This window comes from Roseibium sp. MMSF_3247 (assembly GCF_030733765.1).
Lineage (GTDB): Bacteria > Pseudomonadota > Alphaproteobacteria > Rhizobiales > Stappiaceae > Roseibium.
Genome location: NZ_JASHII010000002.1, coordinates 297,714 through 320,024, shown reverse-complemented (window position 1 = coordinate 320,024; position 22,311 = coordinate 297,714). Strand labels below are relative to the sequence as shown.

General features: G+C 56.8%; 17 protein-coding genes. 5 read left to right on the top strand and 12 right to left on the bottom strand.

Annotated features, from left to right (window positions below; translation table 11 throughout):
• Nucleotides 1-25: 25 nt before the first annotated feature.
• The 11 genes from tssM to RBB44_RS06910 all read right to left on the bottom strand — a co-directional run bounded on the left by tssM (nt 26) and on the right by RBB44_RS06910 (nt 15,854).
• Nucleotides 26-3,640 (bottom strand): type VI secretion system membrane subunit TssM, encoded by a 3,615-nt coding sequence (gene tssM / locus RBB44_RS06960; protein WP_306146668.1) that lies wholly within the window; start codon nt 3,638-3,640, stop codon nt 26-28.
• Nucleotides 3,641-3,651: 11 nt separating this feature from the next.
• Nucleotides 3,652-4,575: a type IVB secretion system protein IcmH/DotU gene (gene icmH / locus RBB44_RS06955; protein WP_306146666.1), complete on the bottom strand. Its 924-nt coding sequence runs from the start codon at nt 4,573-4,575 to the stop codon at nt 3,652-3,654.
• Nucleotides 4,576-4,586: 11 nt separating this feature from the next.
• The gene (gene tssK / locus RBB44_RS06950; RefSeq protein ID WP_306146664.1) at nt 4,587-5,921 is read right to left on the bottom strand and encodes a type VI secretion system baseplate subunit TssK; all 1,335 of its coding nucleotides are present in this window, start codon (nt 5,919-5,921) and stop codon (nt 4,587-4,589) included.
• Between the two features lie 131 nt (nt 5,922-6,052).
• A complete protein-coding gene (gene tssJ, locus RBB44_RS06945) occupies nt 6,053-6,544 on the bottom strand; it encodes a type VI secretion system lipoprotein TssJ (RefSeq protein WP_133950724.1) in 492 nt (163 codons plus the stop codon).
• Nucleotides 6,541-8,475 carry a type VI secretion system-associated FHA domain protein TagH gene (tagH, locus tag RBB44_RS06940; protein ID WP_306146663.1) on the bottom strand — a complete coding sequence of 645 codons (1,935 nt, stop codon included), beginning with the start codon at nt 8,473-8,475 and terminating at the stop codon, nt 6,541-6,543. Before tagH ends, tssJ begins: the two co-directional genes overlap by 4 nt.
• Complete coding sequence (tssG, locus tag RBB44_RS06935; protein WP_306146662.1) at nt 8,472-9,581, bottom strand: type VI secretion system baseplate subunit TssG; 1,110 nt, start codon at nt 9,579-9,581, stop codon at nt 8,472-8,474. Before tssG ends, tagH begins: the two co-directional genes overlap by 4 nt.
• Nucleotides 9,578-11,326: a type VI secretion system baseplate subunit TssF gene (tssF, locus tag RBB44_RS06930; protein ID WP_133950731.1), complete on the bottom strand. Its 1,749-nt coding sequence runs from the start codon at nt 11,324-11,326 to the stop codon at nt 9,578-9,580. The genes tssG and tssF overlap by 4 nt, the downstream gene beginning before the upstream one ends.
• A 22-nt stretch (nt 11,327-11,348) precedes the next feature.
• Nucleotides 11,349-11,762 (bottom strand): type VI secretion system baseplate subunit TssE, encoded by a 414-nt coding sequence (tssE, locus tag RBB44_RS06925; RefSeq protein ID WP_166672759.1) that lies wholly within the window; start codon nt 11,760-11,762, stop codon nt 11,349-11,351.
• An 81-nt stretch (nt 11,763-11,843) separates the two neighbouring features.
• A complete protein-coding gene (gene tssC, locus RBB44_RS06920) occupies nt 11,844-13,331 on the bottom strand; it encodes a type VI secretion system contractile sheath large subunit (RefSeq protein ID WP_133950735.1) in 1,488 nt (495 codons plus the stop codon).
• Nucleotides 13,332-13,411: 80 nt separating this feature from the next.
• Nucleotides 13,412-13,930: a type VI secretion system contractile sheath small subunit gene (gene tssB, locus RBB44_RS06915; protein ID WP_209173353.1), complete on the bottom strand. Its 519-nt coding sequence runs from the start codon at nt 13,928-13,930 to the stop codon at nt 13,412-13,414.
• Nucleotides 13,931-14,117: 187 nt separating this feature from the next.
• Nucleotides 14,118-15,854 carry a TssA family type VI secretion system protein gene (locus tag RBB44_RS06910; protein ID WP_306146659.1) on the bottom strand — a complete coding sequence of 579 codons (1,737 nt, stop codon included), beginning with the start codon at nt 15,852-15,854 and terminating at the stop codon, nt 14,118-14,120.
• Nucleotides 15,855-16,073: 219 nt separating this feature from the next.
• Between RBB44_RS06910 and RBB44_RS06905 the strand changes: the two genes are divergently transcribed.
• Together RBB44_RS06905 and RBB44_RS06900 are read left to right on the top strand one after the other, a co-directional pair.
• On the top strand, nt 16,074-16,430 hold the full coding sequence (locus RBB44_RS06905; protein ID WP_166672760.1) for an STAS domain-containing protein: 357 nt from the start codon (nt 16,074-16,076) through the stop codon (nt 16,428-16,430).
• A 43-nt stretch (nt 16,431-16,473) separates the two neighbouring features.
• Complete coding sequence (locus RBB44_RS06900) at nt 16,474-16,917, top strand: ATP-binding protein (RefSeq protein ID WP_306146656.1); 444 nt, start codon at nt 16,474-16,476, stop codon at nt 16,915-16,917.
• Here the strand turns inward: RBB44_RS06900 and RBB44_RS06895 are convergent.
• Complete coding sequence (locus RBB44_RS06895; RefSeq protein ID WP_306146654.1) at nt 16,908-17,840, bottom strand: PP2C family protein-serine/threonine phosphatase; 933 nt, start codon at nt 17,838-17,840, stop codon at nt 16,908-16,910. The two genes, RBB44_RS06900 and RBB44_RS06895, sit on opposite strands and share 10 nt — an antisense overlap.
• A gap of 386 nt (nt 17,841-18,226) precedes the next feature.
• On the opposite strand from RBB44_RS06895, the gene RBB44_RS06890 reads away from it, so the two are divergent.
• Genes RBB44_RS06890 through RBB44_RS06880 form a run of 3 tightly spaced genes read left to right on the top strand, consistent with a single transcriptional unit; the run spans nt 18,227 to nt 22,310 of the window.
• Nucleotides 18,227-18,742, top strand: coding sequence for a hypothetical protein (locus tag RBB44_RS06890; protein ID WP_209173349.1), 516 nt, complete (start codon nt 18,227-18,229; stop codon nt 18,740-18,742).
• The gene (locus RBB44_RS06885; protein WP_133950749.1) at nt 18,739-19,917 is read left to right on the top strand and encodes a class I SAM-dependent methyltransferase; all 1,179 of its coding nucleotides are present in this window, start codon (nt 18,739-18,741) and stop codon (nt 19,915-19,917) included. Before RBB44_RS06890 ends, RBB44_RS06885 begins: the two co-directional genes overlap by 4 nt.
• Nucleotides 19,914-22,310 carry a SpoIIE family protein phosphatase gene (locus tag RBB44_RS06880; protein WP_209173348.1) on the top strand — a complete coding sequence of 799 codons (2,397 nt, stop codon included), beginning with the start codon at nt 19,914-19,916 and terminating at the stop codon, nt 22,308-22,310. Before RBB44_RS06885 ends, RBB44_RS06880 begins: the two co-directional genes overlap by 4 nt.
• Nucleotide 22,311 lies beyond the last annotated feature (1 nt).

Sequence of the window (22,311 nt, the reverse complement as noted above, 5' to 3'; positions counted from 1 at the left end):
CAAAACGTTTTCCGGCCGGTCCGCTTTAAAGAGCTGGCGGGCACCGGAAGGATGAATAGAGCCCAAGGTTGAACGGGTTCACAACGCTGCCGGCACTCAAGGCGAAGCTGCCCTTGTAGCTGACGTCAACCGTCTTGGTGCCGTTGTCGATGCGTTGTTCCTTCTTCACAACCTTTTCGACCGAGAACTCGAACCGGTCGCGGCCACGGACCCGAGACAGGCCGGAGGCACTCAACAGCCGGAAGATCGCCCAGGTGCCTTCCTTGAGAATTGTGGTCTTGGAATTGTCGAGAAGTGTGATCGACAGTTCCGCGGTGCTCGCATCCGCCTGGCTTGGCCAGCTGAAGTCTTTGCCGCGTACCGGACCGTGCCGGTAAACGATCGAGTCATCGTCAATTTTCAAAGTCGAGCGCAGGGCTTCCGGGTCCAGGAAGGACGGCCGGATGGTGAACTTGGTCTCCGGACTGCTGCCGCCTTTGGCAAAGAACGCGTCCTTGATTGTCTGAGACGTGGAAATCTGGTTGAGCGTTTCCTGAGCCAAGCCCAGGCCCGCACCTTGCGTCTGGATCGGGCTGAACTGCCGCCGGCGCACCACGATGAACGGCTTCAGATAGTCGTTGTAAAACGCATCCATGACACCGGAGGGACCGAGCAAATCCGTGAAATCTTCCAAGCTGACGTCTTCTTGCGCATCCGGATCGAACGGATACCGCCCGGCGATGATGGACGTACAGGCTGGTACGACTTCATCTTTCCACCGGCCGTTCAGATAGAGATAGGCCGATTTGTTCAAAAGATCCCAAGTACGGTTCACGATCGATAGAACCATCGACCGGACAGGTTCGGGTTTGGTGGACGCTTCGGCCCGCAAGGTCGTGAAGGAGTCGGTGGTCGGAGTTTGCGCTCTTCCCTTAACCAAGTCGTAAGCGGCTTTTGTTGGGTCCGGAGCCGTCACAACGCCGGACACATTGCCATAAAGATCGCCGAACAGCTGCTGAACGCGGTCGAGTGTCTGACTGCTCGTCGGATCGGTCAGATTGTTCAGCGGCCGGAACGCATTTTCGATTGCGATCCCGGGCCAAGGCGCATCACCGAACGCCGTCTCTACGGCTGCCTTCTGAGCTGCTTCGCTGGCAGAAGCTGCAAGGCTTGTAGCAGCACCAGAGGATGCTGCGGACGCCGCCTGTGTTGCCGCCTGGTTCTGCTGGGAACCTGGGAGCGGCAGCTGGGTGTTTTCGCGCAGGATATTCAATACGTTCGTGAGCGGCGAATCCGGGCTCGACAAGTCCTGCAGGACAATCTGGGCCCGGCCGAGGGAACCGATTTCCACGACACGGATATAGCTGATCCCTTCACGCCAGGCCTGCACGTAGTCCTGCGTGTACATCCGGACGATTTCCTGGGCGAGCCGGTTGTAGGTCGTATCACTGACGCTATCCCCGAGCACCCAGTCGGACCCGATGGATGAGCGGATGTATTCCGGAAGCCGGGCCAGGAAGAAGTTGTAAAAACCGTTCTTGGTGTAAAGGCCCGGGATCAGGCTGCGGCCACCTGCTGTTGCACTGTCGATGAACAGCGCACCGGCCCCGAGCGAGCGCGTCAGATTGATCGGCGCGACCCGGTAACGCTGCGCGGAATCCGTCACCATGCGGTTATAGATTTCGCTTGCTTGCGGAACGCGCTGGATCCGGTCGCGGGCTTCCTGGACGATCGGCTGATCAACGGCCGTCTGGATCGGCAGGAGCTGAATCAGGTTGTTCATGTGCTCCTGCATTGCGCCCCGGTTTTCCGGGTTGAGCACGAACGCGGCCTCGTTCTGCGACCGGAAGGCGCTTCTAACCTTGTCGGCGTTGTAGTTCTGCCCGGTCGTCAGCATGAGGTAGGTTTCGAGTTGATCCCGCAGTAGCGCCGAATTGCTACCGGTAGTGTTCGAAACCAGTTGGATTTGCGCCTCAAGACGCGAGGCGATCGACGGCAGAAGGTACTCGGTCAGATACGAATCGTAGGTCTTCGTGGCAGCTGGAAGAAGCTTGGACTGGGACTCAATTGAGAATGGCGTGATGGTCAGCCAATTCTCTTGATCAATCACCTCATCCCGCAAGGCCTTGGCGGCATTGAGTGTCGGCAGAATACTGATGAGCGAGCGGTTTTGGTCTGCCTCCGTGCGCAATACACTTAACCGGTTGGACAGCTCTTCAACCTTCTCCGCCGTCTGCTCAGCGTGATTGAGGCCGGCGAGCCAGTAGGCCGACATGCCGATGACAAAGGCGCACAGCGCCGCCAGACCGCCTGCGTAGAGCGCTGCCAGACGACGCTCCAAACCGGTGTTAACGCCCACAAGGTTCTGCTCGGGAAAGACAATATTGGAGAGCAGGTTCTTGATGAAATAGGATTTGCCCTGCCCGCTGAGCGGCATCTGATGAGATGGGGCGAGCTGGAAACTGCGGCCCATTGCGCCGAGCAAACGATCGAACGGCGTTCCTTCCTGCGTTCCGGACGTGAAATAGACGCCCCGCAACAAAGGCTGCGCTTCGTATCGACTGGAGCGGAAAACATCCGCCAAAAAGCTCCGCAACACCGTTGAGAGAGAGCCGAACTCATACGGAAAGCCGTAAATGCGGCACCTGCGGCTGTTGTTCCGCTCTTCACTCAGCGTGCCTGGCAGGTCCTTTTCCAGACGCGCTACAAGATCTGTAAAACCCGCCTCGAATGCCGGTCCGACGGTGATCTGCTGCGGGTCATAGGGCAGCGTGACGCCCCAGACCTGATCCCGCTCGCGTTGCTTCAGGTCGTCGAAATACTCATCAAACCCCGCGATCAAGTCGCACTTGGTGAACATGACATAAACCGGCAGGCGCATACCGAATGTTCGGTGTAGTTCGCGCAGGCGCTGGCGCAGAATTTCCGCCTGACGCTTCCGGCTGTCCTCGTCCGCAACGGCCACATCCTCAATGCTGATGGTCAGCAAAATACCGTTGACCGGACGCCGTCTGCGGAACTTGAGAAGCAGCTCGAGAAAGCCATTCCAAGCTGCGGCATCAACGCCCTTGTTGACGTCCTGCGTCGTGTACCGTCCGGCCGTGTCGATCATCACGGCTTCATTGGAAATCCACCAGTCACAGTTGCGCGTGCCGCCAATGCCTTGCAGCGCTTCTTGCCCATGTTCGGCGAGCGGATATTCCAGCCCGGAATTACGCAAGATCGTGGTTTTGCCCGTGCCGGGCGGGCCAATGATGATGTACCAAGGCAGTTCAAACAGGAAATTCCGGCGCCGTTTGCCGTCCAGCGGGTTGTCGCGCAGTTTCTGGAGGGCAGCTTCGAACCGCTCCCGGATCAGCTCGACCTCATCGGCTGACATGTCCGTTCCCATGGACACCAATTCGTCATTGGCAAGCATCGAGTTGATAAGCTTGGCATTCGCCCGGCGTGCCAGAACATGGCGCAGGAATGTAATCAGGAAGAACAGAACAAAGAGCGCGACAATCGCAATGATCCGCGGCTCGGTCTGCGCAAACGGCGTAAAGCCTGCAATCGTGACGATGCCACCGAAGAAATAGATGGCAACCGATACGATGATCAGCAGCAATAGGATCAGCAGGCTTACCGGTCTCAAAAGGCTTGCGAAATACGTCCTGATCATACCCGCCGCCCCTATTTCACTTCGAGCGCTTCAATGGCGCTCAACGGAGGGACGATTTCACCTTCCAGCATGAAATCGCTGTAGGCCCAGGCAATAAACAGGATCGACACGGCAATGATACCGATGATCCAAATAGGCGGCAGAACGCTCACTTTCCGGCCGCCCTTATGGCCTTCGGACACTTTTGACAGCGGCTGGTCTGGCTTAATGCGCGTGTTGCGCTTGATCAGTCGTGACAGTTCGTTGCGCAGATCTTCCAGCTGATCCCGGCCGCCTTCCAGAACCCGGTAGCGGCCCTCAAACCCGAGCATCAGGCAGGCATGCAACAAAACAAGCAACGGCATCTTGCGCGGCGCATCGCCCTTGATCCGGTCCAAAATGCCAAAGAACTTCTCACCGCCCCAGGTTTCATTGTGAAACTGGTTCAGCAAACTGTTGGAACTCCACTCGCTGCGGCTCCCCCAAGGCGTCATCAAGACCGTCTCGTCAACGGTCGCACACAGAACATAACGCGCAGCAATGATGTCGCCGGCTTCTACGCCTTCCTTTTGAGCCGTTTGCTCAAACTTGTCGATTTCAGCCACGACTTCGCGGCGGAGCGAAACGACATCGGCGCGGTCAATTGCGCTGCGCAAGTGCGCGATCAGCAAAAGCAACGGCGTAGCGGCGCGGACCAGGACCCGTTCCGGAATTCGGTCAAACAGGCGGACGATGGATGTTGCGGATTCAACAGAAGAGCCGTTTTGCGAGACCGGAGCAGCCGGGTCAGGCTGTGCTTGCTGTGCGGGTTGGGCAACGGAAGGCTGACTGACGAACGCAACAGTCGGTTCATCGCCCGGATCGCCCGCCCCAGCCGAGCCCTGCGCCATGGACGTACGTGCCCGCGGCGACAAGCGCTGCGCTACGGTCGGTTGGTCCAGGTCGTCATTCGTCATCAGCTGCTAAGTCACTTGCCTTTGTGGATTGCCCAGAGCTCTAGCCCCAACCCCGGGTAGTCGCCGCTCAAGTGTAACGCGAATGCGGCTGTGGTCTGCATTTGCGGCCAAAGTTCATTGTCGGTATCCAATGAAAAGTAGACTGCGTTCTGGATGTACGGGATTTGGCGGGGGGCCACGGAGAGTGGCGAGATCGCAATCCCGGGCAGCTGCAGATTGACCAACTCGCGAATCTTTTCGACCGGGCCGATCTTGATCTGGATCGGCATCTGCTTGCGCAGGGTTTCCAGATCCACATTCGCATAGGCGATCAGCACAAACGAGCGCGCCTGGAACACCATCCGGTCTGAGGTTTCACCCAGCCAGATCCCGTATTCCCGTTTCGTGAGCGGGATGCTGATCGCGTTTTGCTCGACAACAAAACTGAGCAGGCTGCGCAGAACGGCGACCAAACCCTGATACGTCATTCGCAGATCGCGATGGTCGTAGGTCGGGATTTCAGGCGGCCTGCGGGTGTCGGTCCCATAGGCGGAAATCTCGCCGATCAGCGAAATCAGGTCCCGGTAGACTGTCTCGGGCATGTGCCGACCGGACATGATCAAATGACCGATCAGAACCTCGTAGCGGTTCACGACGCCGAGCATCATGAGGTCCATGAGACCGTTGCGTGTACTGCTGCCCTGCCCTGCCGCGTTGCTGGCCATCATCTCGCCGCGCTTGCGCAGAAGGCTACGCACTTCTTCAAGATGCGCCAGCAACGGCTTGCTTGCAGCAACGAATTTTACCGGGGGGATGAAGGTGCCGGAAAGCTGCACCGCACCTTGCGCGTCCACACCTTCAATCTCGGCGATCGGCAGATTGGCGGTCTCATCAAGGCTTTCACCTTCGAGGATCAACCGGGCTGTCAGTGTTCCAACCGCGATATTGGCGGGTGGCCGGTCAGCTTCCGCCGTGTTGCGCGCCTCAGACATATGCCGCGTGTAGCGCTGTTTGCCTTGCGCTTCGTCGCCGACTTCCAGTCCACCGACTGACTTCAGCGGCACAGCCAGATAGATCTTCTTGCCCTGATGTTCCGATGTGATTTCGCGTGCGCCTGCAACCTTGTGCAGGAGCGACGTATTGAAAACAGATCCATCCGGAAAGACGATATCCGCGTCCGCGATCTGAATCTGGCCGATCCGCAAGGCGTCCGGATCAAACTCAAGTTTCCGCACACCCCAGCTGTAGGGCGCCTGGTCTTTCACCCGGTGCTCAAGATTGGTTTCGATCCAGCGGTCATATTGCTGGAGGTGCTGGGGCCGGAGAAACATTCCCTCAAGCCAGAGCGGTTTGCCGCTTGCGTTCAATGCACTCCCCTGCGCTTCTCACCAAGTTCCATGATTCGAACCTAACGGCAAAATACCGACGTTGCGGAGTATCTTCTAATTGATTCCGCTGTGCAAACTCAATTCGTTAGGAAACCCTTGCGGGATCGGTCCTAAAAGACGCCCAACCGGCGGTTTCGAAGCTTTTGTATTCGAACAGCAAGAGTGGTCAGATAGATGACAAACTCGTTTTTCTTTTCTTGTTCGAGTTCGATGGAGTCCTGCCACTGGGCGGACTCAATATCCCGGAATGCAGCGACAACCCCGATGTAGCGGGCTTCACTGGAGATGCTACGGTTGTAGTCGACGGTCTGTCCCGGTGTCAGCTCGTATTCCGCACTTCCGACCAGGTCACCGCCCAGCAATTTCTTGTCGTTGTCCGCAAAGTCAAAAAAGCTGCCATTTTGAAAGGCCGTCAGCTCTTTCAACTCGTAAACCCGGACCACAACCGGTGCCGGGTCGCCATTTTCGTTGGGGTTAACGTTGGCATCGGCCTGCAGCTCGATCTTGATTGGTGTCGGCTTGGCGACACGCGAACACCCGGCAGAAATGGCAATAGGCGCAGCCAGAAGTCCGATGCACGCTGATCGTCGGGTCAGGCTCATTTCTTCCTCTTGTTCCAATAATCGTCGGACATGCGCCGCGCCTGCTCTTCCTGCACTTGCGTGAAGGCTTCCATGATCATCTGCCGCACGACTGCCTCATAGTCCTTGCGCATGTGATCATATGTGCTGCGCGCCGTATCCCACTTGTCGCGACGCCCCCCAAGACTTCTTAGGCGCAATGCGCCGTCGCCGTCACCGGCCTGCGCCAAAGCTTCTGGGGATAATTTTTCAAACATCAACCGCATCGCCCGTTGCATGGCCGACATGATGACCATCGAATGGCTTTGCAGATCCTGAAAAGCGTGACGGGTCGCCTGCGCGGGCGACAGATAGCCTTCGGTCCTCGTCAAAAGCATTTCATCCAGTGCCAGCTCGCCGACCTTGAAATACTTGAACGGGTTGTTTTCTTTCGGTTCGATCCGGGTTTCGTCAATCCGGAATTCCGACTTCACGACCTTGCGCGCGGCCATCATCGACACAAGGCCGGATGCCATCTCGCGGACCATGGCACCGACATCCTGCAAGATTTGATCCCGGATCGCTTCGGGAACCTCGGCTTCCAGAAACCCCATGGCCCGCAACAGGATCTGCAGATCCTCGTCGCTGCGCGGCCCGGCCGGCATCGGGATGTTCGAGACCTCCTGAACCGATTCAGTGGCTTGCGGCTCTTGCGAAGCCGGAGACACGGGCATGGGTTGCGGCGGCATCGCCTGCGCGGGCATTTGTGGTTGTTGGGCGGCTGCGGGCACCGGTTGAGGCGCCCCGGCCAGCCGGGCTTCGTCCTTATCCGCACCTTTGGCCTTGGCATCAAGCGCTGCAACCCGTTGTTCCCTTCGGGCTTTGAGCGCGTCCAGATGAGATAGACCGCCAGCCGTACCTGGTCCGGGCATCGGCGGCATCATTGAAGAAACGGGTGCGTTCAATCCAGCACTCTGCGGCATTGGCGGAAGGGACGCCGACGAGGAAGCCGGCTGGGCGGACACCTGTGTTGAGGCCGGAGATGGAGCTGAAGACGCTTGTTGAGCGCCAAAAGAAAAATCGTCCGGGATGGTTGATTGCGCCGCCGCTTGCGGAGTTGCCGGTTGAGGCTGCACTGGAACAGCGCTTTGGGCAACGGGTGAACCTGGAAGCGTGCCGCCTGGAAGAGACGACCAGAAGTCGTCCGGAATGCCGCCGAACGCTGGCGGCGTGGCAGCTGGCGCGGGCGTAACACTTGGCTGTTGTTGAGCCGGCTCGGCCGGCGGCGATACGACCGGTTGAGGCGGAACACTGGCGGCGACTGGTTGCGCCGGTTGGGCGACGGGTGCGGCCGTGGTCTGCGGCAGAACCTGCGCTGCCGGGGGTACTGCAGTTGGTGCTTGCGCGCCGGCCTGCATAAAGTCCTGCGGGATTTGCTGCGTGGATGTCTGCGGGGCCGCACTCACCGGCTGAGGCGCTGGATCACCGCCCCCAAGATAATCCAGCGGATCCAGAGACTGCTTGCCTTTTGGAGGTGCACCATAGGTCTGTCCCGGTGCCAGAAATTGCGCATCCGGAGTAAAATCGGGTTGCGGCTCCACTGCAGCAGCTGGCTGAACCGGTGGCTGTGCAACGGCAACGGGTGCGGACTGCATGGGCTGCTGCGCCGCGACGAGTTCTGCCGTTATTTCATAAGGACCAGCTGTCAGGACAGTCCCCGGCCCCAGCGGAATAGACCGGCCGCGGCCAATTGGCTGCTCCTGTCCAGCAAGAAAAGTTCCGTTTGTGCTCTCGTCAATCAGCAAGAATGCGCCGCCTTGAAACACAACGCGCGCATGTATGGATGACAAGATCCGATTGGGATCAGGAAGAACCCAGTCACACTTCTTTGAGCGCCCAAATGTTCCGCCGGAAGGACCGTACCGGAACTGACTGCCCAAAGCCGCACAGGTCAGGATCAACTCACTGCTCATGACACCATCAGACCGTTGGATTGTGTTTCGGCAGGCCCCGTCCCGGGCACATGACCGCTGGTATCCGGCGTAGCATGTTCCAGCTCACCGGTATAGTCCGGTCCGCTTCCCAAAGGCAGGCCCGTCAACTGAACAGGATTCTCCAGTTGGCTGTCTTCCTCGGCATCCAGCCACAATGAAACACCCAGCCGAATATCGCCGACTTGTCCGGCTGTCACCGTGTCCTCCTTGAAGACGAACTGCAGATCCCAATCGAGTGGGTCCCGCATGACCATAGCCAAGAGTTCGGCAATTTCTGGGTGCCGCTCTCCTCCGGGCATGAACGGTTTGAGTTTTTCATAAGGCGCAGGGCCCATCCGGACGGTGAACTTGCCGAGATCGTCTTCAACCTCTTCGCCCAGCACCATGTCCCCGCCAAGAAGGGTGTTTCGAACACCGAGCGAGATCTGGCTGTCTTCACCCATCACAACGTGGCGGTTCACATACTCAATGATTTCGCACGGCACCTTGAAGAAGCTCGACAAGACCGATGCAACGGCCTCGGCGGAGTTCGAGTATAGCGACATCAATCCTACATGCGGCAACAGCGCGGATCTTGCGACGGATCCGATTTCCGCCCGGTCCTCGATCGGAAACCCGCACAAAGCCAGGAAACACTTGGACGTCGCATCAAGGCCATGGTCTTCAAACCGGATGTAGTGCCGTGAGCGGCGCCAAATCTGATACAAGAGGATCGTCAGGCGGTGATTGAACAAATCCAAAAGATCTTCAAGAGAAGACGGGTTTTCATCACTCTCAATAATCCGTTCCGTGACGTTCGGTGGCAAAGGTGATGCCGGGCCATAAAGGCCCAGAAAATTCACCCGGATATCAAACTTGTCGCGCGCCTCGTCATAGGAGATCTCGGAGACATCACTGGCTCCGAAACTCAATGAGCGGGTGGCGCGGAACTGGATCGGTTCATCTTTCGGAGCGTGGCCCGGACCCATTTTGTTGACGTCCGCATGCATCAAGCCGATGAGGTAGACGAGCTGAAAGAATTGGCTGTGCGCAAGGTGCCCGGCAAGAGCTTTGTGTTTTTCCGTTGCCTCGACAACTTCCGTCATAGCTGCGCCGCGCTCCCTTCCTTCGGATCCCAACTCAAGAGCGTGTTGCTGTCGGTCCCGATGATCGAGAGGCGATGCAGACTGTTGATGCTGGCATAGGATTTCAAAAAGCGGTCCAAGACACAGCCGAAGAGGTACATTTCCGCCTCTCCGCCCATTTCACTCTCGGCAAGCCGAAGCACAAGTTCATAGGCACGGACGGGCCGGCCATTGCGGAAGATATCGACGCTGCGCCGTTCGAAACTCTTGAAGCTTTGAAGCAAGAGGTCCCGCTGAAGCGCGGCCTGCCGGTCCACATTCGCCCGGAAATCATAGGCGCCAATCACCGTGCGCAACGCTTCGACGTCGATCAGTGATGCATAGTTGCGAGAGAGGTTGGCAATCAACGTCCACAGGATCCGGTCATCAAGCGGCGGTGGAACCTCGCCCAAAATCCGAGTGATGTTTGTGAACACCAATTTGGCCGGTGTCTCAGATGTCGGCTGGTTGACAGACCCAATACCGAACTTGCTGGCGTGTTCCCCATTGGAGCAGAGCAGATTGAGGGAGATCGTTTCGGTCAGCGGTTCACCGGCTTTGTTCAACCGGGTCACAAACGAGATGTAGTGGTCGATTCCACTGCCGAGAACCGACGGTTTGATGGTCGCTCGGTAGTAGAGCTTGTCCGGATCCGCTCCGGACGTATCATGCGAGAAGGACTCAAACGCCTGATAATCAATTCTCTTGCTGCTGCCTTGCACCCAACCGGTCACGGACAACACGTCGTGGACGCTGCGCAGTTCGCGCCCGCCAAGCGGCCGCACCGGATACTCACTGCGATCATGCGACACCAGAAGGGCCTGGCCTTCGGCCTCAAACAGATTGACCGCGGGCGTGGTGTTCAACTGGATCTGGTGCGGCATCACCCGGCTGAGGTTGGAAAAGCCCTGATTGAAATGAAAGACCAGCTTGAAGCTGTCCGCGGTGACACGAGCGTATTTCTCAAGGCCACGGATGCGGACATACATGAATTTTTCAGGGCAGGAGAAGTACTCCTGCATGATCCGGAACCCGTCAAAGGAGCCTTCCGGATACGGCAGGCTCGCTTCGTCGCGCTCAAACCCGACCGGCTCCAATACCACGTCCGCTGTGATCGGGTCCTGCCCCTTTGGCAACAGTTGCACCGACCGCAACCGCTTCATCAGATAGAGGTAAAGCTGTTGCGCCGTGTTGGTCTCGCCTTGCCCGCCGAGATAAAGGGTCAGCGGTGCAGCCGCCAATGCAGCCAAACCGGCACCAGCCGTTTTCGTAAAGGACAATTCGAGCGACGCGCTGTCCTTGCGGTTGTCCAAGTTGGTATCGCTGATTTCCAGCGGCAGAACGTTGAGGTCCAGGGTTGTGCGGAACGGCACCGCTTCGCCGTTCATGGAGGCGGTCTTGACCGACGTCCCCTTCGGAACGCGAATGGCCAATTCAGAAACATCCGGTGCGTGCCGGAATTTCAAAGTCGTCATCGGCGGGACAGGCCGCAGGTAATGCGGCCAGATAAGCTTGAGCAGCGAATGCGCGACTTCCGGCATTTCAGCATCCAGCCGCTGACGCAGCCGTCCGACGAGAAACGCAAAGCCCTCCATGAGCCGTTCGACATCGGGGTCTGTCGGGTCATCGGCAAGGTACTTGGACAGGCGCGGGTTTGCCTTGGCAAACTCGGCTCCGAGTTCCTTGAGATAGCTGAGTTCATCCCTGTAGTAGGAATTGACCGACATCCAGCACGTATCCTTTTACGGCTTAAGCAGTGAGGCGCACCTTGCCCGAGCTGTCCAGCACAGAATCAAAACGCACGCGAACCTGCCGCGTACCATATTTCAAGTCTGCTTCAACGTTGAACACAAACTCCAGCGGACGGTTCGGATCCTCAATGGTCCGGACCACCGGATTGCTCAATCGGGGTTCGAATTTGATGATTTGCTGTTCAATATCCCGGCAGAGCTCTGCAGCCGTGTCCTTGTGGCTCTGGTTGACGGCGTTGAAGTCCGCCAGCCCATAGTCAGGGCGCGTTTCACAGCAGCCTGCCATTGAGTTCAACAGGATACGCAAGTCGGCGAGTATACTGTCCATCAGCGCCGCCTCATGCTGATCCAGCGACTTGAACTCGTCTTTCAATACATCGCCTTCAAGACGCTGAAAAAGGGAAACCGCCACAGCAGAAGTCCTCTTGAAACAACACAGGGCACCAAACGTTTGGCGCCCTGTGAAAGGTCATTCGTCAAGACACTGACCGACTTAAGCCTTGTCGAGCTTGCCTTTCAAGGACAGTGTGAAGTCTGCCCCCATGTACTTGAAGTGCGGCTGTACCGCCATCGACACGCTGTACCAACCTGGTTCGCCCTCAACATCCGATACGGTGATCGAAGCCTTGCGCAGCGGACGGCGCGAACGCACGTCTGCGGACGGGTTGTCCTGGTCTGATACGTACTGACGGATCCAGTTGTTCAGCTCGGACTGCAGTTCGTTGCGGTCTTTCCAGCTGCCGATGTTCTCCCGCTGCAGCACTTTGATGTAATGCGCCAGGCGGTTGATGATCATCATATAAGGCAGCTGTGTGCCGAGCTTGTAGTTCAGCTCCGCATCCTTGGCTTCCGGATTGTTGCCGAAGAACTTCGGCTTCTGAACCGAGTTTGCCGAGAAGAACGCTGCGTTGTCGGACCCTTTGCGCATGGTCAGGGAGATAAAGCCCTGCTCAGCAAGTTCATATTCCTTACGGTCGGAAACCAGAACTTCTGTCGGGATCTTGCTCTGCAGTTGCCCCATGGCCTCAAAAGTGTGGACCGGCAGATCCTCGACCGCACCCCCGGACTGGGGGCCGATGATGTTCGGGCACCAGCGGAACTTGGCAAAGCTGTCGGTCAGCTTGGTCGCCATGGCAAACGCTGCATTGCCCCAGAGGTAGTTCTCGCTCTTGGAACCAGACTCTTCCTCGTAATTGAAAGCCTTGACCGGTGTGGTCTCAGGGCCGTAAGGCGTGCGCAGCATGAAGCGCGGCATGGCCAGCGCGAAATAGCGGGAATCTTCCGACTCGCGGAACGAGTTCCATTTCGCGTATTTCGGTCCTTCAAAAATGGATTCCATGTCCTTGAGGTTCGGGATCTCCTCAAAGGTGTCCACACCGAACATGGCCGGCGAAGCTGCAGCGATAAACGGGGCATGCGACATGGACCCAACGCTCGCGCAGTACTGAGCCAGTTTGATGTCCTGTGAGCCGGGGCCGAAATCGTAGTTCGTCACGACAGCGCCGACCGGCTGACCGCCGAACTGGCCGTATTCAGCGGTGTAAATGTGCTTGTAGAGGCCGGACTTCACGACCTCCGGGCTGTCTTCAAAATCTTCCAGAAGCTCGTCTTTGGAGACGCTCATCATTTCGATTTTGATGTTCTGGCGGAAATCGGTCCGGTCCACGACGAACTTCAGGCTGCGCCAAGCGGATTCCAGCGTCTTGAAGTCTTCATTGTGGATGATCTGATCGACCTGATCCGACAGTTTCTTGTCGATCTCGGTGATCATCATGTCGACGGCAGCGCCAGAAACCTGGCTTTGACCGTCGGTCGGTTTCAGAAGTTCGGAAATGAATGCAGCAACGCCCTTTTTGGCGACGTCATAACCATCGTCGCTCGGAGCGAGTTTGGTTTCCTGCAAAATCTGGTCAAGCAACGAGGCGTCGAGTTCCTCGGTTTGCGCGCCGGCGCCCTGTTGCTGGTTTTCGGTGTCAGCCATGTTCACGGTCTCTGATCTTGCTGTGGTCCGGGTAAGATGAAATCAGCGGGCGCCGGTTGCGCCGCCGATTTGAACGGCGCTTATTCGCCGTCGCCGGAATTGCCGGTCGTCTTGGTGAGTTCAGCCAGAAGTTTTTCGCGGGCAGCTTCATCGCCGAGAACATTCTGGATTGCCTTGCGGAACGCCGGAACGTTGCCCAGCGGCCCCTTCAAGGCGACAAGCGCCTCGCGCAATTCCAGAAGTTTGTTGAGTTCCGGTGTCTGACGCACAACGGATTCAGGAGAGAAATCGGCCAGGCTTTCGATCTTCAGAGAAACGGAGAGCTTTTCCTGCTCTTCGCCTTCCTGCTGCTCGACCAGCTTGTTGTCTGTCGACATGTCCAGCTTCAACTCGTGGCTTTTCATCACCTCGTTGAAGTTGTCCTTGTTGATGTTGATCAGGGACCGGTCTTCGACGGGCGTGTCGTCGGGACGCATGGTGTAATCCCCAAGCATGACGAGCTTCAGCGGAAGTTCAACTTCTTCCTTAGCGTCTCCCGTCGCGGGCTTGTACTTGATATTCACCCGCTCCTTGGGAGCGACGGAGGATTCTTTGGACATGCCTTCTCCTTAACGTCAGTCGAGCTTCCGATGTCACTAACGGAAATCATGTTATAAAACTGGTGTTCCCCTATAGGGGGGCACTCTAGAACTGTTTCATGTCAAATCTGTCTAGAAGAGTCTTAAAAAAGACCCCTCAAAGACATGACTTTTTTCAAAAGGCACACAACAAAACTACTTTGCGCGGTCAACGCTTGCCCGTCAACTCGGCGGCCGCGCCGAGGTCCAGTATCGATAAAGTTTCCATGACGGAGGCCTTCAAAGGCACCAAATCATTGTCAGAAATGACCTGACGGATGTTTTTGTGGTTGAGACTACGCCATGAGAGCCGGGCCAATTCGACAACCAAGTCTGGCTCCCAGGCCGCCAGATTCGCATCTTCTGCCGTCTTTCGAAGCCGTGACAATTGAGCAACCAAAGGCTGAAGAACATCGAACTGCAGGCACAATTCACTCAGCTTCAGCTGTCCACGGAACCAATCCCGTTCCGCCCGGCAGCCGGCGCAATAGTCTTTCAAGACCGCCAATCCCTCGACAACCTTACCGGCCTGAGCCAGGCTGGCGGCTGTTGATGCGGCTCCCGTAAGCGGATCCGCTTCACCACCTGCGCCGCCACCGGCGGCAACGCTCGCATTGATCCATGCTTTCGTTTCACCGCTCGCAAACGGGGTTCCGTCGCTGAAGGACAGGGAAAGCACATCCGGCAAGCGTTTCAAGAACCCGGCCAACTCCCCCTCGACCAACAGACGCGCCGCATCGTAGTCGCTGCCGAGCGCGCTCATAGCCTCGCAGATCATGAAATGCGCATCGATCCAGAAGGGCGACGACATGAATGCGCCTTCGGCTGATTGGATCAACCCGAGATGGTTTCCGGCACCCTTGAGCGCTTGCAGTTCGGCAATCCGGTTTTTCTGAGGTGGCGGCAGGCTGGACTTCCCGCTGTTAGCGGGTGGCATCACGGTGATCCGGCCCCAGACAGCAAATCGGGCACACAAATACCCTCTTGGATCCTGCGGCGCGTGTTGCCGGCTGCTGGACGCCACCTTTCCGGCGGCATTAAACAGGGATGTAAATGCTGCATCCGAGTCGCCATCAACGGCAACCTCCGGTACTGCAATTGGTGCAGCGCTCGGGGCTGGCGAAGCTGTTTGTGGCGTAGGCGCCGCAGCCGGCGCCGGTTCAGCAGCCGAGGCAGCAGGCTCCGCTGCAGGTGCAGCAGTTGCCGCAGCACTGTCTGACGCCGCTTCACTCGCCGGGTTGGCAGCAGCCTCCCCTCCCGCTTCTTTGGCCTCCTCTGCGGCTTTGGCCGCAGCTTCTGCCTCGGCTTTCTTCCGCGCCTCTTCCTCAAGCACCGACCGCACGCTCTTTGCAATCGGGCGGAGCGCGCGGATTAATGGCCCAAGAGCCGCTTGTGATTTGGTGAATTTCTGTTCAAGAGCGGTATCAAGTTCAAGCAGGTAGTCATGCGCCTGAAGCGCAGCCAATCCCTGATCGCCCTCTGGCGTCTTTCCCTCGACAAGGGACCCGAGTTTTTCTGCGAACCAGTCGAATGCCCCTGCCCGGCCGCGTTCGCGGCGCACCGGCGGCGTCATGTCTTCCCAATGGTCCTTGGACATGTCTTCGAGGATCTTGACGCCTACCGCGAGGCCCTTGAAATCTTCCTCCAGAAAAAGACCGTAGGCGAGCCGTGTCGCCAGAACGAGATCCTTCGAATTTTCCTTCAAGACATCGACGGTCTTCTCGTTGAGCATCTTCCAATTGACGGCGGATGGCCCATCGATCTCCATCTTCCGGAATTCGGCTTCAAGCTCCTCAAATTCGGGACTGTCGCGGAACTCTTCCTGCCCGTCCGCATTCGCCAGTGCGACCTTACCGACCTCTGCCCGCGGATCGGACAACTCAGGAATTACAATCTCTTCAGCCATTGGAGTATTCCCTTGTCACGTCCCGCAGCATCATGGTCTTCCGGCATCCCACTTCGTCACAGCCAGATCACCGGTCCAGGCTCGGACCATATACCGCCACGTCATTGACAGGAAACACCTGTTGCGTTCTTCATTTCATAAGATTTTCATGCTTCAAGGGAAATCCACGCACTGACGAGTTTCAGCCCCCTAATCAATCCTGTGGAAGGTATGGTCCAAATGGCGGATGCGGCGCATCTCACGATCGACGACGAAACGGTGGACGGGATTCGGATTATTTGCCCCAAAGGCAAACTGGAGACCCTGTCGGCAAAGGACTTTGAAGCGCATCTTAAGTCAGCCGCCCAAGAGAGCGATTCCAGCCTGCTGATCGACATGAGCGGCGTGGATTATGTCACCAGTTTTGGTCTGCGGTCCTTGTTGATCATCACCAAACAGATCGCCCCGGCAGGACGCAAACTGATCCTCTTCGGCGTCAATCCATCGGTCCATGAAGTCCTGAAGATCTCCGGCTTCCTCAAGATCCTCAGCGTGGTTGAAGCGCGCGATGATGCTCTGGCAGAGATCCGGGGCTAGCTGACTTTATGCGCTCTCAGCGCCCTAGAAGGAGACCGGGTGGATGACATCGGTTCTCGGGACTTTGGAAGTTGCAAACGAATTAGACGAACTGTCCAGGATCTACACCTTTCTGGACGACCTTGCTGCACGCCACGGTCTTGATGACCATACCCGCCGTCATCTGTCTTTGATCGTAGAAGAGCTGTTCTCCAACACAGTGTCCTACGGCTATCCAGAGGCCGTGGCTGACACCATTAAAACCGAACTCACCAAAGACGGTGACCGGCTCATCTTGACCCTGGAAGATCACGCGACCGCTTTCGATACCGGGACCGCCCCTGTCCTCGATATGACCGAGACATCTGCCGACGACATGTCAGTTGGCGGATTGGGTCTCTTTCTGGTCCATCAGGTGTCTGAAGAGGTGTCGCATTCCCGGAACGACGGCACCAATACGACGCGGGTGGTTTTGCGGTTGAGCTCCAACGGAACCGATCAGAACTGAAACTCGATCATTGAATAGTCATCCGGCAACTCGGATTGACCAGACTTTTTCTGAACCCACTCCAGGATATGTGAAGGTATGGAGCCGTCTGCGGCAAGCGCCTCGTTGGCCAGACCTTCAAGGCTTAAGACATCGCCTTCAAGGTCATCCACCTCATAGGTGCCGTCACTCAAGACCAACAAGCGATCTCCTGATCTTACCGATACGTCGGACTGGTCGAACGTCATATCTTCAATGGCGCCGATCACCATGCCTTCGCTCGTCCCAATGAGCGAAAACGCCCCCTCGTCCTTGGCCACTGGCAACAGAACGGCTGCCGGATGCCCCCCGGACGCATAAGACAGTTTACCGGTCGACCTTTGAAAAACACCGTACCAGATGGTGAAGAACATGTTGTTCTGCCGTTCCATTGGGAAGGCGTTGTTCAACTTGAACAGCACATCGGAGGGGATCCGGAAATCTGTTTCCGGCAGCGCGCAAGAGCGCAACACGTTGATAATCGAAACAGAGAGCAGAGCTGCACCAACACCGTGTCCGCAGACATCAATCAGGTAGATGGCAAAATGATCGCTATCGAGGTCATGATAGCCGAAGGAATCGCCACCAAGTTCCGTTGACGGAACCAAAAGCCAGTCCGCTTTCGGGCCTTCCGACCTCGGCTCCGGCAGGATCGACAACACATACCGGCCCGCGTCGGCCAACTCGGCCTCAAGCCGGCGCTGGGTTTCCAGAAGCAGCTGATTGTTCTCGGCAAGCTGATCTTCCACGGCCTCGCCGTGTTCGATGGTCGCTTCATAAAGGAGCTGCAGATCCGCTTGCTCGGCTTTCAACTCTGCCAGCTCGGCGCGCAGGGCTTCCAATTCATCTTTCATAGATGCGCTGTACCCGCCGGTTTGAGAATCAGATGAAAACGCATCCGCCATTTTCCGTTTCTAACAACAGTCAGAGTTTTCCGCCGCGCTCCCCGCAGCCGTTCCGCTAGTCATTTAACGGCGTTTGTTGGTTTTGGAAATACACTGCCCAAGAGCAGCGAAAAATCAACATTCCCCAGATGCTTGCGGATAGATCAGCCCCGTATCTTGTCACCCATCAGAATAACTGCCAAAAGCCGTGATAATTCATACTGGTTGACACTCAAAGTTCAAACAGTTGAACTAGGTATGGGGCTAATATTTACCATTCTGGTTGGATCTAGCTTAACGATTTCGACGTCATACTTCCTGCCGCGGTGATAGGGAGCCGCAGTCATCTGTGTTCGGAAACTAAAACTGAGCGCAAATTTCGGCGTCAATAATGGAGTTTGGGCGACGTGTCATATTCGAACGCCAGCGGAGCGGGCGAAACGCCGATGATCGAGATCGATCTGGATGTTCGCGATTTTTCTTCAAACTGGGCCAACTGCGATCTTGTTTCGAGCTACGTCTCCCGAATGGTTTGTCACAACCGTCTCGATTCCATGCTGTTTGCCAATCTTTATTCATCCGCGCTCAATGAGCTGATGGAAACAGCGTTCCACAGACATGGAAACGACGGCAAGGTCGTGTGCCGGTTCAAACGCCGTGAGAATTCGGACCGCATCGAGATCGATATGCCCGGCAGCGAAGACATCGCGCGCTTTTACGATGACGCGGTCGCCTTGACCAAGCGTCCAGACAAGGACGCAATCTATCTGGATCGCCTTTTCTCAGCAGAGAACCCGGATAGATCCCTCGGTCTTTTGGAGCTGAGCGTCGATTATGGGGCGGAGTTCAACCTGACCCGTGACCAATCAAACAACCGTATTTGCCTGACGGCCGATCTTGTTTTCGAGGATAATGCATCGTGACTTCCCAAGCGACTGGCCACGCATTCGATTGGCGTTTCAATGAAAACGATCAGGAATTCTCTCTGCAAGGCAGCTTGCGGCCTCAATCCGCCGATGAGCTAAATGGCTGCATGGAGGCCCTCGATTCGGCAACGTCCACCGTCAAAGGCCGGCTCTATCTGAACGTCCGCCGCCTCGTGCGGATGAACAACGTTGCGTTTCAGGCGATTGCCCGGCACCTGGTCGATACTTGCGTTAATCGTCCGGACCTAAACATCCAAGTGACAACGTCGAGCTGTGTTGGATGGTCAACACGTAAATTCCAGGCTTTGGAAAGCGCAAACCAGAACATCACGGTCAGTGAGTACGACAGCGACTTTTATCCTGGGCAGACCTTCCTGGAAGAAGGTGGTTTCATTCCGATCCTGCGGACCCAGACCAAGCTGACCTGGCACCACGAGCGCGAAATCCTCGGCCGTCATGGCCTGAAGCCTGGCATGCAGATGGCGGACATCTGTTGCGGAATTGGTGATTTCGCTGTTCTGGCGCAAAAGGAATACGAGCTCGGTCGGCTTGTCGCGCTCGATCATTCAAAGTCGAGTCTGGACTATGCTCGTAAGGTTGCCGCCGAATTTGGCGTAAAGGGCATTGAGTATGTTTATGGCGATGCCTCCGAGATGCTTCTGGAAAGCAACCAGTTCGATTTCGTGACTTGCCGTCATGCGCTTCAGGTTTTTGATCATCCGGAAGAGATCCTGAAAGAACTCTACCGGATCTGCAAACCGGGCGGCCGGGTCTACATCACAAACGAGAAAAACTCGCACTGCCTTGGCGAACCGCGCTCTGAAACCATTCAGTGGACCTATAACGAGGTCGCCAAGCTTTGGGACCACTTCGATATGGATATCGAGCTCGGCCCCAAGAGCCGGCGCTATCTGATCGACGGCGGGTTTGAAGACATCAAGATGGAAAGCTTCATGGTCACCAACCTTGACGGTAATCCACAAGACTTCGCAGACATCATCCAATCCTGGGAAAACGTTTATGCCGGCCAAATGGCCGTTGAGCGTGGTGACAGTCCGGAACAGATTGCCCGTTTCCGGCAAGGTTTCCAGGATCACATTTTCGCTGCCCTGCACCCCAAAGGCTACGCTGGTTGGCCAATCTGGGTTGCCTCTGGACGGAAGCCTCTATGACACAGACCCAGTCTCCCGCGACCGCGGACAAGGCCGATCAGGAAGAAGAGATCGGCCGTTTTTCCCGGCACAGTTTTCGCGCCAAGTTCCTGCTTGTGGTCGGGGCGGCCGTGTTGTTCGACATCATGCTGGCGGGTGGTGTTGCCATCTGGAACGTGCAACGGCTTTCCAGAGATGCAACCGCAACTGTGAGCCAGGGTCTGACGGAGGCAACGCAGGAATACCTCAACACCTATATCGACACGACAGCGCTTCGCACGAACCTCCTTCTCGATCAGACATACTCCGAAGTTGAGACCCTCGGCAGCTCGCTCCAGGCCTTGATCGACCATCCGGAGACGGAAATCCGGATCGGCGAAGCGGTGGAAAGTGACCCGGAACTGGGCGATCAGGACATCACCTTTGATCCGCAAGGCGGTTGGGCTCAGAACCTTGCTGGTCCGTCTGTTGTCAGCATCTGGGGCTATTTGCTTGATGATGACGGCAACCTCCTTCCCAGCGCCAGAGAGGAAGTCATTGACAGCGCCGCCTTTAATCTGGTGGCCCCTGCCCTGATGTCATCGGGTTCGCAGAAGCTGCAGATGTATTATGTCGGCCCCAAAGATACGCCGATCATGCGGACGACGCCCTATACCACTCAAGCGCAAACCTTTGATCGGCTGTATCCGGGCCACAACGAAGAGAACTTTTGGGATTTCTTCTTTCCCGGCGTTTATGAGGGCTGGCAGAACTGGATCAGCGACCCCTCTTCCCGCCCGGTCGACCGAAACATTGTTGCAACAGAGCCTTACATCGACGCGATCACCGGCGCTCTGATTGTCAGCTTTTTCGAACCGCTGTGGACCCAGGACCGGTCTGACGTCGCCGGGATGGCGGCTGTTGATGTAACGCTCGACCAGTTCGGCGAATTGGTTGAGAACGTCCAGATTGCTGACACGGGCTTTGGCTTCCTGACCAGCTCCGCCGGCAATGTGATTGCTGTGAGTGAAGTTGGCGCGGAAAAGCTCGGCCTCATCTCAGTCGATGCCACGGGTCAGGGCGTAACCGGGATCAACCGCTTCTTGAACCAAAGCCGGTATCCCGCGATCTCGAACCTTCTGTTGCCGGAAGACGCCAATACGGTGATCAAAACCCTCGAAATTGATGAAGGCAATGGTCCGGAAAACTTTATCGTTGTTTTGAAACGACTGGATCCGGTGAATCTCTGGAACGGCTCCACAATTGTCTCAGAGAGCCTGACTCTCGGCTTCCTCGTTTCTGAAGGGGAAATGTACGAAACGCTTGGCGAGGTGCAAGAGGAGATCTCCGACGCCACCCGCAGCATCGTTCAATGGCAGATCGCAGCCCTGCTGATCAGCTTGGTGATCGTGTTCATTGCCGTTTATGCGATTTCTGGCCGGATTACCGCTGGCCTAAGCGCCCTTGCTGACGCGGCCCGCGCCCTTCAAAACAAGGACTATTCCGTCCGGGTGAAAATCCCGAGCAAGGATGAGGTCGGTGCCGTGGGCACGGCCTTCAACCGGATGGCTGAGGAAATCAGCTATCATACGGAAAATCTTGAAAAACTGGTCGAAGAGCGCACCGGCAAACTGGAAACCGCCAACAAGGAAATCGTTGCGCTCAACAAGCGTCTCCAGAACGAAAACCTGCGTCTTGGCGCTGAACTCGATGTGGCGAAACGCATCCAGGAGATGGTGCTGCCGCGGCGCAGTGAGCTGGAAGGCATCGCCCAGATTGAAATCGCTGCCTATATGGAGCCGGCGGATGAAGTCGGCGGCGATTACTATGACGTTCTCCATGACGGCGGCCGGGTGAAAGTTGGCATCGGCGACGTGACCGGACACGGGCTGGAAAGTGGCGTGCTGATGCTCATGGTGCAGTCTGTTGCCCGGGCCTTGCAGGAAAAGGGCGACAACGATCCAATTGCGTTCCTCGAAGTGCTCAACCGGGCGCTTTACAAGAACATCGCGCGGACCAACTCCGACAAGCACATGACCCTCGCCTTCGTTGATTACGAGGATGGTAAGGTCACGCTCTCCGGACAGCATGAGGAAGTGCTGATTATCCGGGCGAATGGCGATGTCGAACGGATCGATACGGTCGAACTTGGTTTCCCGGTTGGCCTTGAAGCGGACATTGCACCATTTGTGCAAACTGAAGTCCTGAATTTCGGTCCGGATGATGTTCTCCTGCTGCACACGGACGGTGTGACAGAGGCGGAAAACCCGGACGGCGTTCTTTACGGCTTCGACAGGATGTGCGCCTGTGCCAAAGCCAATGCCGGCAAACCAGCCAAGGCCATTATTGAGGCGATACTGGCAGAAGTTAAAGCACACATTGACACACAAAAAATGTTTGATGACATTACCCTTGTGGTGATGAAGCACAGGTAGG

Coding starts and splice junctions, on each gene's coding strand:
- tssG (WP_306146662.1), bottom strand. CDS start 9,581: ATGACGGAAGTTGTCGAGGCAACGGAAAAACACAAAGCTCTTGCCGGG.
- tssJ (WP_133950724.1), bottom strand. CDS start 6,544: ATGAGCCTGACCCGACGATCAGCGTGCATCGGACTTCTGGCTGCGCCT.
- RBB44_RS06910 (WP_306146659.1), bottom strand. CDS start 15,854: ATGGCTGAAGAGATTGTAATTCCTGAGTTGTCCGATCCGCGGGCAGAG.
- RBB44_RS06905 (WP_166672760.1), top strand. CDS start 16,074: ATGGCGGATGCGGCGCATCTCACGATCGACGACGAAACGGTGGACGGG.
- tssF (WP_133950731.1), bottom strand. CDS start 11,326: ATGTCGGTCAATTCCTACTACAGGGATGAACTCAGCTATCTCAAGGAA.
- RBB44_RS06895 (WP_306146654.1), bottom strand. CDS start 17,840: ATGGCGGATGCGTTTTCATCTGATTCTCAAACCGGCGGGTACAGCGCA.
- tagH (WP_306146663.1), bottom strand. CDS start 8,475: ATGAGCAGTGAGTTGATCCTGACCTGTGCGGCTTTGGGCAGTCAGTTC.
- tssB (WP_209173353.1), bottom strand. CDS start 13,930: ATGTCCAAAGAATCCTCCGTCGCTCCCAAGGAGCGGGTGAATATCAAG.
- tssC (WP_133950735.1), bottom strand. CDS start 13,331: ATGGCTGACACCGAAAACCAGCAACAGGGCGCCGGCGCGCAAACCGAG.
- RBB44_RS06880 (WP_209173348.1), top strand. CDS start 19,914: ATGACACAGACCCAGTCTCCCGCGACCGCGGACAAGGCCGATCAGGAA.
- icmH (WP_306146666.1), bottom strand. CDS start 4,575: ATGACGAATGACGACCTGGACCAACCGACCGTAGCGCAGCGCTTGTCG.
- tssM (WP_306146668.1), bottom strand. CDS start 3,640: ATGATCAGGACGTATTTCGCAAGCCTTTTGAGACCGGTAAGCCTGCTG.
- RBB44_RS06900 (WP_306146656.1), top strand. CDS start 16,474: ATGACATCGGTTCTCGGGACTTTGGAAGTTGCAAACGAATTAGACGAA.